The following is a 13,572-nucleotide window of genomic DNA, read 5'->3' on the forward strand; positions in this document are numbered from 1 at the left end:
CTCATTTCCCCCCATTACTCTAATAATACATAAAATCTTGAGAAATATAAATTGATAAATGTTAATTTTCTAAAAAATATGCATTATTTCATTTTTTTCCCTCTTGACTCTTCTTTCATATCCATTCTTTGCTACGAGCGGTGAAAAATTGGTATACTATAACCAAATTATGGAGGTGTTTTCGCGATGACTTATTATAAAGACGATAGCTATGCCTTACATACAGATTTATATCAAATTAATATGGCTTATACATATTGGAAAGATGGTATTCACAATCGCCGCTCGGTGTTTGATTTATACTTTCGAAAACTTCCATTCGAGAACGGTTATGCTGTGTTTGCTGGTCTTGAAAAAATTGTAGAGTACATAGAAAGCTTCAGTTTTACCGAAAGCGATATCGCTTATTTAGCAGAATTACAATTTGAAGAAGAATTCCTTCATTATTTACAAAATATGAAATTCACTGGAACGGTTCGAAGTATGCAAGAAGGTGAAGTTGTCTTTAATAACGAGCCTTTATTACGTGTTGATGCACCGCTGGGCGAAGCACAAATTATTGAAACTGCCCTCTTAAACATTGTGAATTACCAAACATTAATCGCAACAAAAGCAGCTCGTATGAAGCACGCTGCAAATAATGATGAACTTTTAGAGTTTGGCACAAGACGTGCCCATGAGTTCGATGCTGCTCTTTGGGGCACACGCGCTGCCTTTATTGGTGGTTTCTCCTCTACAAGCAACGTACGGGCTGGGAAACGCTTCGGAATACCTGTAGCCGGCACACATGCTCACTCTTTCGTTCAAGCGTATCGCGATGAATATGTTGCTTTCAAAAAATATGCCGAGACACATAAAAAGTGTGTGTTTCTTGTCGATACATACGACACTTTGAAATCCGGTGTTCCAAATGCAATTCGCGTCGCGAAGGAGTTTGGAGATCGTATCGATTTTTACGGAGTTCGCCTTGATAGTGGTGATATGGCTTATTTATCTAAAAAGGCAAGAAAACTACTAGATGAAGCTGGGTTTACAAATACAAAAATTATCGCTTCTAGCGATTTAGATGAATACACAATTATGCACTTGAAATCTCAAGGAGCAAAAATTGATGTATGGGGCGTTGGAACAAAATTGATTACGTCCTTTGAGCAACCAGCGTTAGGGGCTGTTTATAAACTAGTTGCGATTGAAGATACTGATGGAAAATTAAATGATACAATAAAAATTTCATCTAATCCTGAAAAAATTACCACTCCAGGACTTAAGCGAATTTATCGTATTATCAATCGAGTTAACGATCATGCAGAAGGCGATTATATTGCATTAGATTATGAAGAACCAGGAAAAGAAGAACGTTTAAAAATGTTTCATCCTGTTCACACCTATATAAGTAAATTTGTAACAAACTTTGAAGCACGCGAACTGCATAAAGACATTTTCGTTAACGGTGAAAGAACATATGAATTACCGAGCATATTAGATATTCAAAAATATACTGAACAGAGTCTCGCTTTATTCTGGGAAGAATATATGCGAACTTTAAATCCCGAAGAATACCCTGTCGATTTAAGCCAGGAATGCTGGGATCATAAAATGAATTACATCCAAACTGTTCGAGAACAAGTTGAAAAAAACATACAAAAATAAAGTGGAACTTTAATCAGTTGGGGTTTTATCCATCCCCCACCGATTGGTGTGGGATGGACAGAGAAGTTTCCCTCTTCTCTGTTTTTTACAAACTATATGGATATTTGTAAAAAATATATTAAAATAATAAGACAAAATAAACAATAAAAAATAGGACGCAATTGCGTCCTATTTTTTATAAATCCTTCACTCGTAATACACGCATGGCATTTAATACTGCCAGTAGTGTCACACCAACATCTGAGAAGACAGCTTCCCACATTGTTGCAATACCAAAAGCACCAAGTAATAAAACTAATCCTTTTACACCTAATGCAAAGATGATATTTTGCCATACAATGCGTCGTGTACGTTTTGCAATGTTTACAGCTGTCGCAATTTTTGAAGGCTCATCAGTCATAATAACGATATCTGCCGCTTCAATTGCTGCATCTGATCCTAAACCACCCATTGCAATACCAACATCTGCTCTTGCTAATACCGGTGTATCATTAATACCATCACCAACGAAAGCAACTTTTTCTTTTCCGCGCTTCGCTGCATCAATTTTTTCAATCTCTTCTACTTTTTGTTGCGGTAATAGTTCTGCGTGAACTTCATCTAAACCTAATTCTTTACCAACAGCTTCACCGACTAGTTTTGCATCACCAGTTAACATGACTGTCTTCTTAATACCTAGTTCTTTTAACTTTTGAATTGCTTGTTTTGAATCTTCTTTTACCTCATCAGAGATAACAATATAACCTGCATATTTTCCATCTACAGCAACGTGAACTAATGTACCTACTGTTTCTGGTTGCTTAAATGTAATGTTTTCTTTTTTCATTAATTTAGCATTACCTGCAAAAATTTCTTTTCCTTGTACTTTTACGACTGTACCGTGACCAGAAATTTCGCTATAATCATCGATTATTTTTTCATCAATTAATTTTCCATATGCATTTCGAATCGATTGTGCAATCGGATGGTTAGAATACACTTCAGCAAATGCTGCATACTCTAATAATTCTTCATTTGTAATGCCTTCGCTTGGTTCCATTTTCGTAACTTTGAAGACACCTTTTGTTAATGTTCCTGTTTTATCAAAAACAATATATTTCACATCATTTAAAGCTTCTAAATAGTTACTTCCTTTTACTAATACACCACTTTTAGATGCACCACCGATACCTCCAAAGAACCCAAGAGGAATAGATACAACTAACGCACATGGACAAGAGATTACTAAGAACACTAAAGCTCTATAAATCCAATCAGCAAATGTAGCTCCTTCTAAAATAAGTGGTGGAATAAACGCCATAATCGCTGCTGTAATAACTACAACTGGAGTGTAATAACGCGCGAACTTCGTAATAAAGTTTTCTGTTGGCGCTTTTTTACTGCTTGCATTTTGAACTAAATCTAAAATTTTTGATACAGTGGATTCACCGAATTCTTTTGTAACTTCAATTGTTAATACACCATTTTGGTTCACAAAACCACTTAGTACATCATTTCCAACTTCAACTTCACGTGGTACAGATTCACCAGTCAACGCTGAAGTATCTACCATCGATGTTCCTTCAACTACTTTTCCGTCTAATGGTACTTTCTCACCAGGTTTCACGATAATATAATCGCCGATTTGTACATCTTCTGGTGATACTTGTTTCGTTTCATTTCCAACCTTTACATTCGCGTAATCGGGACGAATATCCATTAATGAAGTAATTGATTTTCGAGAACGGTTTACCGCAATACTTTGGAATAGTTCCCCTACTTGATAGAATAACATTACTGCAACCGCTTCAGGATATTGCTGAATCGCAAAAGCGCCTAGTGTTGCAATTGCCATTAAGAAGTTCTCATCGAACACTTGGCCGCGAGTTATGTTTCTTACGGCTCTCCAAACGATATCCCCACCTATTAATACATACGCAAGGACGAATAACGGAATTGTTATCATTTGTGGTAAGCCAGCTAATGCAGCAATTGCTGTCAAAATTCCGCCGACCACTAATCGTCCTACCATCTTTTTCACATTTGCTTCACCATGGTCGTGACTATGCCCGTGGTCATGATCACCCTTTTCTTCACGAACAACTTTCACATCTGGTTCTAACTTTTGAACGACATTTGTTATATTTGCTACAGTCGCTTCTAATTCTCTTTTATTCGCTACCTCAACTCGTAATTTCTTTGATACGAAATCAACAGTTGCTGCTGAAACCGTCGGCATTTCCTTAACTTTATTTTCAATCTTCATCGCACAATTTGCGCAATCTAAACCTTCTAATATAAACACTTCTTTTGCTACTTTTGTGTTTTTTTCTTCTTGCACTTTAATATGCGGTTCTAATTTTGTAACGAGTTGTTTTGCTTCTATAATAACTTCGTTTTCTTTATTTTGTGCTGTCTCTAAAACCATTGTTTTTGTTGCGAAATTTACAGAGCAAGAATTTACTCCTTCTATATTTCCAACACCTTTTTCAATTTTCATTGCACAGTTCGCACAATCTAAACCCTCTAACATTAGTTTCTTTTTCACTAATGCTTCAGCCATCGTTCTCCCTCCTCGCGTTGTATTTATGCTTCCTCGTTTACGTGTTCAAACGCTTGCTCGAAGATATGAATTACGTGTTGGTCAGCTAACGAATAATAAACGACCTTTCCTTCTTTACGATTCTTTACCAGTTTCGCTTGCTTTAACACACGAAGCTGATGTGAAATAGATGATTGTGTCATTCCTAATAAATAAGCTAAATCACAAACGCACATTTCAGCTTCAAATAACGCATGTAATATTCTCGTACGTGTACGATCGCCTAATACTTTAAATAATTCTGCTACTTTACTTAAACTGTCATCAGTTGGAATTGTTTGTTTCACTTGATCCACAACTTCTTCATGGATTATCGTTTGAGAACATGTCTCTTGTGGTGTTTCTACTTTATTTCCAGCCATTATAGTTCACCTCTTTAATTGAACATATGAACAATCATTCATATATCTTATACTCTTATTATATGAGCGCTCATTCATATGTGTCAATGAAATCTCATACATTTTTTCGAACATTTTAATAAGGCTTATACATATTTTCCGCATCCATTACATTCTCATACAAAAAAGGATGTACATTTTGTACAAAAGAAAAAAGCCTTGCGCGCTCCCTAGACGCACAAGGCTTACTATACTTATATCCCTTTTAATTAAGCTTTTAATTAGCTTGTTCTAAATTATCCTGCGAACTTCCATCGTCTTTTAAATGACTGTGTTTTTTCGAATAAACAAAGTATACAACTACTCCAATTGCTAACCACGCACCGAAGTACATCCATGTTTTTAATGGTAGATTTACCATTAAGAATAGACAACACGCAATTGAAATAATCGGTAAGATTGGTACAAGTGGTACCATAAATCCACGTTGTAATTTCGGATGTGTTTTACGAAGAATAATAACTGACACACCAACCATCGCAAAGGTTAACAATGCTCCAATATTCGCTAAATTCGACAATTCTTTTAAATCGATAAATCCAGCAATTAAAGCACTACCAATTCCTGTTAACCAAACTGAAAATGTTGGTGCTTCAGTCTTCTTGTTAATTTTCGCGAAAGATTCTGGCAATAAACCGTCACGGCTCATCGCGAAGAATACACGTGTCGTTGCATAAATGTAAGCAAAAATTACGGCCATAATACCAATTACAGCTCCAATTGCGATTACACCAGCTACTTTATCTTGTCCTACAACTTCTAACACATACGCCATCGCTTCCGGTACATCTAGCTCTTTATAAGAAACCATACCCGTCATAACGAGACAAACTACAACATAAATGATTGTACAAATAATTAACGAAGCGATAATACCAATTGGTAAATCACGTTGCGGATTTTTTACTTCTTCAGCAGAAGTTGCTAATGCATCAAATCCTAAGAAAGCAAAGAATACTGCCGCTCCCCCCGCGAAAACTCCACTTAAACCGTATGGTGCAAATGGTATCCAGTTTTCTGGTTTCACGTAGAATACACCAACTGCAATGAATAAAACAACAATACCAATTTTAATTAATACCATTATATTATTCACACGCTTACTTTCTTTCGTACCGCGTGATAATAACCAAGTTATAACTAACGTAACGATAACTGCTGGTAAATTCACCATACCACCTTGCGACGGGATCGTTAACAACGCTTTTGGAATTTCAAGCCCCAATCCACTCACTAAGTTATGGAAATAGCCTGTCCATCCGCCAGCTACTGCGGCAGTCGTTACAACATATACAGATAGTAATGTCCATCCCATTAAATGAGCTACAAACTCACCAATCGTTGCATATGAGTATGTGTATACACTACCTGAAACAGGAAGTGTAGAAGCAACCTCTGCGTAACATAATGCTGCAAATCCACAAACGATGGCTGCAATCATGAATGAAAAAATAACCGCCGGACCAGCATCTCTTGCTGCTACTAATCCAGTTAATACTAGAACTCCTGTACCAATTATCGCACCAATCCCTAGCATTGTTAGGTCGAATGCCCCTAGCGTTTTCGTCAAAGTTTTACTTTTACTTTCCCCTAACAATTGCGTAACGGATTTCTTTTTAAATAGGTTGGCCACGATGTATGCCCCCTTTTACTAAGAAGAGCTAAGAGGTATTATCTCTTAGCTCTTATCATGTTGTATTATATATTGTTCGATTTTGTTTTGTATAATGCTTCTATTAGCAAGATACTGTTTCTGCTTCTAATAATTCTTTAGCACCTTTGTACTCAACACCGTGAGCTTCTGCAACTGCTTCGAATGTTACATAGCCATCTAATGTGTTAATACCTTTTAGTAATGCAGAGTTTCCTAGGCAAGCTTCTTTGTAGCCTTTGTTAGCAATTTGTACTGCATATGGTACTGTTACGTTCGTTAATGCAAGAGTTGATGTACGTGGAACCGCACCTGGCATGTTTGCAACTGCATAATGAACAACGCCGTGTTTTTCGTAAGTTGGGTTATCATGAGTTGTAATACGGTCAGTTGTTTCGAAAATACCACCTTGGTCAATCGCGATATCTACAACAACAGAACCTGGTTCCATTGATTTGATCATTTCTTCTGTTACAAGTTTTGGCGCTTTTGCACCTGGGATTAATACTGCACCGATTACAAGATCAGACTCTTTTACAGCTTCTGCAATATTGTAAGGATTAGACATTAAAGTTTTTACTTGGTTTCCGAAAATGTCATCTAATTGACGAAGACGTTCTGCACTTAAGTCGATGATTGTTACATCCGCACCTAGTCCAACTGCAATTTTAGCAGCATTTGTACCCGCTTGTCCACCACCGATGATTGTTACTTTACCACGTTTAACCCCTGGAACACCTGCAAGTAAGATACCTTTACCGCCTTTGTTTTTCTCAAGGAATTGTGCACCAATTTGTGCAGCCATACGACCAGCTACTTCACTCATAGGTGCAAGTAATGGTAGAGAACGGTTTTCTAATTGTACTGTTTCATATGCAATAGAAACAACTTTCTTTTCGATTAATGCTTTTGTTAATTCTGGTTCTGGAGCTAAGTGTAAGTATGTGAATAAGATTAAACCTTCGCTGAAGTGTTTGTATTCGCTTTCAATTGGTTCCTTAACTTTCATAACCATTTCCATGTTCCAAGCTTCTTCAGCTGTATCAACAATTTTCGCTCCTGCTTCAACATACTGAGCATCTGTGAAACCAGATCCTAAACCTGCACCCTTTTGAATGAATACTTCGTGATTGTTACGAATTAAATGTACAACACCTGCTGGTGTCATTGCCACACGGTTTTCGTTGTTTTTAATTTCTGCTGGTACCCCAATACGCATAATGAAATGCCCCCTTATAATTAACAGAAAAAAGAAAGTCTTTTTTCTTTTTGTAATAATTAATAACTTATGTCCTTATTCTAGCATAACTTAAAAGTTATGAAAACGCTAACATACCATTTTTTAAAAGTTTATATATTTAGAATAGTGTAAATATATAAAACGTTGATTCTATTATCATCTTCATTCCATTTCATTATCTATCACTCTATTTTTATTATACTCCTTCAAAATAAGTACTAATCATTTATTATTCTACAATAATGTAACAATGTAAGAAACCTAAGTAGCGACGTATACATATACACTTATTACTTTACACAATACTTTAGAGATATATTCTTTTCACAAAAAAACTGCTGGCATTTAGCCAGCAGCTGGGTAACTTATAAATAACTTGGAAAATAAATCATCTGTTGTTTCAGTAATTTTATCAAACAGATCACTTTCTTCCGCTTCTTGCTCTTTTAACATCTTAATTGTTTCACGTGCATCTTCAGGATAATCGGTAATGATACCATCTACGTTTAATTTATAATATCCCTTTAAACTTTCCATATCATTTACCGTCCATACGTAAATTGGCTTGTTTAACTTCCTTGCTTCTTTTACTAATTTCTTATTTAACATGTATTCTTCTGCTACATAAAAATCAGCTTTCACATTCTTTAAGTTAGCTCTACTCGCATACAGTATATATCCTACTTTTATATTTGGATTTGCACGCTTAAATTCTTTTATAAGCGGATAGTGTAACGTTTGAATTACACATTGCTTCTCAAATTCATTGTCTTTAATCGTTTTTAATACTTTGTTTACAAAGTCTTTTTCGCCCCCATGAAGCTTCACTTCAATATTGAGTTTGATTTTGCCCTTTGCCACCTTAATGATTTCATCAAGCGTACTTATTTGTCCTGAAAAACCATCTTGGCTGAGAGTAAGCTGCCTTAACTCATCCATCGTTAAATCTGACACATGAACATTAGCATTAGCAAGACGTTTTAACTTCAAATCATGTATAACAGCTAATTCACCGTCTTTCGTTTGTAATACATCTATTTCAGCGTAGTCTGCTTTTGCATCAATAGCACCTTGAATGGCTTCTTTCGTATTTTCTACTCCTTTTGATATATACCCGCGGTGCGCCATAATAATCGGTTCTTTATATGAATTTGAAATAAACGTTACAATGAAGGCAACGACCATTCCGGCAGTAATAATTCCTACAATATATACACCAATAAATTTCCAACGATGTTTTTGGAAGAAACTTTTATCTGCTTTCGTTTTCGAATAATCTAACCCTTCTTCTAATAAAACATCCTCAACCGGAACCTTTTGTAAATACAATCGCGTAATTGCCATAATATAAAATGGTGTCACGATAAAACTAAATAAATACAATGTACTTGTTAGAAATACAGAAATCGTCGATTCTGCTAACAACGCAAATGTCCCTTTTAGGTTTGTAAATTCATAAACACCCCATAGACACAATAAATATATTCCTAAAAATATGACATACACAATTCCTATTGAAATAAAAAATCCGACTAAAAAGAATAGTACTTTAAAAAAGCTTTCTTTTACTAACGTTGCACTTTTGCGTGCTGCCACGCGAAATGGCTTTTGCTCCAAAACAACAATAGGTAGAACAAAAATCCAACGAAGGTTCAAATACGCAACTACAGCAAAGAATGTGTAATAACCCACTTGTCCCATCGTTGTCTTAAACAGTTCTCCTGTAATGAAGTTAGGAATTTGAATTTGCGGAATTAATGCAGTTTCATATCCCATATTTAAAAGAGGTAACAATACGACAGCATATAAAATAAATCCTGGTAAGCAATATGTGAAAAGAGTAGGTAAATACGTTACGGTTTTATATAAAATCGGACGTAATTTCACCTTTTGTCTTTTATGAGCGAAGTACGAAATAATAATAAGCACCGCAAATTCCGTAAAGATAAGAAACAGTGCTAACAATGATAAAATTACAATTGCTAAAATGCCGTATGGTGTCTTTAAAAACGCTAATAATTCATCATTCGTCGCATTTGCATAACCACCAAAATACAATAACTTATTAAAAATGATCCCGAATAACGGGACAAATACAATCGCTGCTAATAATTTATAAGCAAGTTGAAAGGTTAATACATTCCAAAAAGCAAATCTAACTGTTTGAAAGGAATGTCCCATTACTCCTGGTATAGATAGTCTTTTACGGTGTTGCATATATTCCTCCACATTCTAAAACGATATTTGAGATGGATTCCACATTTCCATTTCTAATCCATCTTTTTAATAATAATATATTCCGCTTAACATGAACACTCTTATACATACAATGAAAAAAGTGATGGCTACTTCCCATCACTTTTTCACTTACTCTATTTTTTCTCTAACCCTTGCCCAAATGCTTTCAAAAAGCTAAAACCGAATGTAATGGCTCTATTGATATCTGGATCTTTTAACACTTTAAAGAAATCCATCACTTTTGTTTTTTTACCACTATTTAATTCATCTGTTGCAAATTGCAATCCAGTGACTAAGCTCGATGTAATTTGCTTCGTTACTTCTGGGTCAACTGAGGATAGTGCTTCCCCCGCCCCCATCATATTGTTAAGTGCATTTTTAACTGGTTCACGATTTAATTGCTCCACAGCGATTTTTGAAACATCTTCCTTCGCAGCAAGTAAACTAATCGCTGCATCTAATATACCAGCCTTCTGTAATTGTGCTAAAAGCTGCATCGTTTCTTCTACTGCTTCACGATTATTAGATAGCTCATTTAGAAGTTCATCTGCTACTTGCTGTTTCTGTTCTTCCTCTGTTACAATTTTCTTTTTAATTAAGGTAATTTCTTTCGCCACTATCTCCGCCCCCTAGTCCACAAGTGATACGTATTGTTTTCTTTGCCATTTTTGCTCGATTTCAACACCATTTTGCGGATTACGCTTTTTATCTCGTGGGTTTGAAGATGGTAACGGACGATTTCCTTTTTCACGCAATACACGCATTTTCACCATCGTTTGTTTATACGCCGGTGTACACGTATAAAGATCTGTTGCCGTCCCAGTTAAAATATTAATCGCTTCTTCATTTATCGTTGCATGCATCGGTAAATATAGCTCTTTCCCCGTTACACGATCAGTAATAAGCGCTTGTACTTTAATTTTTCCAAATGGTGATGCTAATTCCACAAGACCACCATCTTTCACATTGCGCTCTATAGCAAGTGCTGGTGAAATTTCAACGAATACTTCAGATACTTTAGATAAAATACCAGCCGACTTATTCGTCATATTCCCTTCATGGAAATGTTCTAGCATGCGTCCATTATTTAAAAGTAAATCATACTCATCTGGCGCTACAACCGGTGGTACCCATTCATCTAATGATAAACGAGCAAGTTTATCTGGGAAGTTAAATCCGTCTACATATAATAGCGGTGTATCGCTACCATCATGACTACCCCAACATAAACTATTCCATCCTTCTAGACGATCGTACGTTGCTTGAGAGTATAACGGTGCAAGTGATGCAATTTCGTCCATGATTTCACTCGGACTTTCGTAATTCCAATCCCCGCCCAGTGCACGCGCAACTTTTTGTAAAATCCACCAGTCTGGTTTTGAATCACCAAGCGGTTTCAATACTTCATATAATCTTTGAATACGGCGCTCTGTATTCGTAAACGTTCCTTCTTTTTCTAAGCTTGGTGCCGCTGGTAAAATAACATCAGCAAAACGGGCTGTTTTTGATAAGAACATATCTTGAACAACGAGGAAGTCTAAATTCGCTAAAATATGTTGCACATGGTTCGCATTTGAATCGACTAAAGCCATTTCTTCACCCATGACATACATACCACGTAGTTTTCCTTCTTCTGCCGCAAGTAACATTGCAATATTATTTAATCCTGGTGCTTTCGGAATAGTTGTACCGTATGCTTTTTCAAATTTTGCACGAAGCGTATCATCTGATACTGCTTGATAACCTGGAAGCCAGTTTGGTAATGTTGCCATATCACAAGCACCTTGTACGTTATTATGTCCTCGTAATGGATATGCACCTGCACCAGGACGACGATAGTTCCCCGTAACAAGCAGTAAATTTGAAATTGCAGCGGACGTTGTACTTCCTCCTGTATTTTGCGTTACACCCATTCCCCAAAGTATACAAGTACCATCTGCTTCATATACCATACGAGCCATTTCTTTCAGATTTTCTTTTGAAATCCCCGTAATTTCTTCTGTATAATCAAGCGTATACTTTTCTAACATTTTGCTATATTCATCAAAGTTCTTCACATTTTCAGCCAAAAACTTTTTATCGTGCCAATCTTGATCAATAATATATTTCGTAATACCAGCAAGCCATACATAATCCGTACCTTGGCGCGGATGAATAAATAAATCCGCACGCTCTGCCATTTCATGTTTACGAAGGTCTGCTACAATCAGTTTTTGCTCGTGTAATTTATGAGCACGTTTTACTCTCGTAGCAAGTACAGGATGTCCTTCTGTTGGATTCGCACCAACGATAATAACAAGGCCTGCTTCAGCTATATCTTTCACTGTTCCAGCATCCCCGCCCATACCGACAGTTTTAAATAAACCATCTGTTGCTGGAGATTGGCAATAACGCGAGCAGTTATCTATATTATTCGTTCCATATATTTGACGAGCTAGTTTTTGCATAAGGTAATTTTCTTCATTCGTTACTTTCGAAGAAGAAATGAATCCAAATGCATCGCTGCCGTATTCTGATTTAATATGTTGCATATTAGATGCAACAACTTCAAGAGCCTCTTCCCAAGTCGCTTCAACAAACATATCTCCTTGGCGAATTAATGGCTTTGTAATTCGATCTTCACTATTTACAAAGTCCCATCCAAATTTACCTTTTACACATGTGGAAATGCCATTAACAGGTGCATCTGAAACAGGTTGTACTTTTAATATATGGCGATCTTTCGTCCACACTTCGAATGAACAACCGACACCACAAAATGTACAAACTGTTTTTGTTTTATTCACTTTCGTCTTACGCATCGCAGCCTCTACCTCTGAAACCGCTAAAATACTACTATATCCAGGCTCTACATCCTTTACAAAATCAATCATCGGATCTAACACATCTGGTTTTAATCCTGTCATGAATCCAGCTTCACCTAACATTGATTTTTCCATCAACGCATTACATGGACATACTGTTACACACTGCCCACAGCTCACACAAGATGAGTCATTTATACTTACACCATTGTCCCATATAACACGAGGACGATCTAAGCTCCAATCTATCGATATCGTTTCATTGACCTGTAAGTTTTGACATACTTCTACACATTGTCCACAAGCAATACATTGATTTGGATCATACCGATAAAACGGATGTGACATATCCACTTCACAAGCACTTACTTTCGGCTCATACGGATATTTCTGTTCTTCAATTCCCATCATATGTACTGTGTTATGGACTTTACAGTTACCATTATTGTTATCACAAACAGTACAATATAATAAATGATTCTCTAATATTCGATCCATCGCCTCAGTCTGCGCCTCTTTTGCACGCTGGGACTGTCTTTCGATATGCATACCATTCTCGAGCTTCGTTGAACAAGCACGCAATAACTTCCCATTTACTTCTACAATACACGTATCACAAGTTTGAATTGGATCTACTTCTGGTACATGACAAATTTGAGGATGTTCCAAATTACTCTCGTTAAATAATTGTAGTATCGTCTTTTCACCCGATGTGGAAAATTCTTTACCATCCACGGTTACACGGACTGTCTGTTCTGCCATAGTTTCCCCTCTCCTTACAAACAACTGTACAACACAATTATGAATCCGTTTTCAAAATCGCATTACTGTACATATTTTTGAAACGCTCTGCCCAAATGCTTTCTTATGAAGTCGATTCTAGATGTTATAAGGTATAACTACGAAAGCTTGAAAATATCACTATTCTACAGTTCTATTATATCGTACATATACAATAATAACCAAAATAATCTGATACCTTCCTTCTAATAGATGTTTTTATTTTT

The 13,572-nt window shown here is 36.3% G+C and carries 8 protein-coding genes; 1 reads left to right on the forward strand and 7 read right to left on the reverse strand.

The window, feature by feature from the left end; all coding sequences use genetic code 11:
• The first annotated feature begins 186 nt into the window (after positions 1-186).
• A complete protein-coding gene (locus CO726_RS20745) occupies positions 187-1,650 on the forward strand; it encodes a nicotinate phosphoribosyltransferase (RefSeq protein WP_099685552.1) in 1,464 nt (487 codons plus the stop codon).
• Positions 1,651-1,825: 175 nt separating this feature from the next.
• Here CO726_RS20745 and CO726_RS20750 read toward each other — a convergent pair whose 3' ends face one another.
• From CO726_RS20750 to fdhF, 7 genes are all read right to left on the reverse strand, one after another.
• The gene (locus CO726_RS20750) at positions 1,826-4,192 is read right to left on the reverse strand and encodes a heavy metal translocating P-type ATPase (protein ID WP_099685553.1); all 2,367 of its coding nucleotides are present in this window, start codon (positions 4,190-4,192) and stop codon (positions 1,826-1,828) included.
• Positions 4,193-4,215: 23 nt separating this feature from the next.
• On the reverse strand, positions 4,216-4,593 hold the full coding sequence (locus CO726_RS20755) for an ArsR/SmtB family transcription factor (protein WP_099685554.1): 378 nt from the start codon (positions 4,591-4,593) through the stop codon (positions 4,216-4,218).
• A 256-nt stretch (positions 4,594-4,849) separates the two neighbouring features.
• Positions 4,850-6,265, reverse strand: a complete 1,416-nt coding sequence (locus tag CO726_RS20760; RefSeq protein ID WP_098760238.1) for an amino acid permease — start codon at positions 6,263-6,265, stop codon at positions 4,850-4,852.
• Between the two features lie 103 nt (positions 6,266-6,368).
• On the reverse strand, positions 6,369-7,502 hold the full coding sequence (ald, locus tag CO726_RS20765; protein ID WP_001219742.1) for an alanine dehydrogenase: 1,134 nt from the start codon (positions 7,500-7,502) through the stop codon (positions 6,369-6,371).
• Positions 7,503-7,868: 366 nt separating this feature from the next.
• Positions 7,869-9,740, reverse strand: coding sequence for a glycerophosphoryl diester phosphodiesterase membrane domain-containing protein (locus CO726_RS20770; RefSeq protein ID WP_099685555.1), 1,872 nt, complete (start codon positions 9,738-9,740; stop codon positions 7,869-7,871).
• Positions 9,741-9,895: 155 nt separating this feature from the next.
• Complete coding sequence (locus CO726_RS20775) at positions 9,896-10,378, reverse strand: helical membrane plugin domain-containing protein (protein ID WP_098760240.1); 483 nt, start codon at positions 10,376-10,378, stop codon at positions 9,896-9,898.
• 12 nt (positions 10,379-10,390) lie between these two features.
• Positions 10,391-13,327, reverse strand: a complete 2,937-nt coding sequence (gene fdhF / locus CO726_RS20780; RefSeq protein ID WP_099685556.1) for a formate dehydrogenase subunit alpha — start codon at positions 13,325-13,327, stop codon at positions 10,391-10,393.
• Positions 13,328-13,572: the final 245 nt, after the last annotated feature.

This window comes from Bacillus fungorum (genome assembly GCF_002746455.1).
GTDB lineage: Bacteria > Bacillota > Bacilli > Bacillales > Bacillaceae_G > Bacillus_A > Bacillus_A fungorum.

Excerpts from the sequence above, each read along its gene's own strand:
- CO726_RS20745 (WP_099685552.1), top strand. The coding sequence starts at position 187 with ATGACTTATTATAAAGACGATAGCTATGCCTTACATACAGATTTATAT.
- CO726_RS20750 (WP_099685553.1), bottom strand. The coding sequence starts at position 4,192 with ATGGCTGAAGCATTAGTGAAAAAGAAACTAATGTTAGAGGGTTTAGAT.
- CO726_RS20755 (WP_099685554.1), bottom strand. The coding sequence starts at position 4,593 with ATGGCTGGAAATAAAGTAGAAACACCACAAGAGACATGTTCTCAAACG.
- ald (WP_001219742.1), bottom strand. The coding sequence starts at position 7,502 with ATGCGTATTGGGGTACCAGCAGAAATTAAAAACAACGAAAACCGTGTG.
- CO726_RS20770 (WP_099685555.1), bottom strand. The coding sequence starts at position 9,740 with ATGCAACACCGTAAAAGACTATCTATACCAGGAGTAATGGGACATTCC.
- fdhF (WP_099685556.1), bottom strand. The coding sequence starts at position 13,327 with ATGGCAGAACAGACAGTCCGTGTAACCGTGGATGGTAAAGAATTTTCC.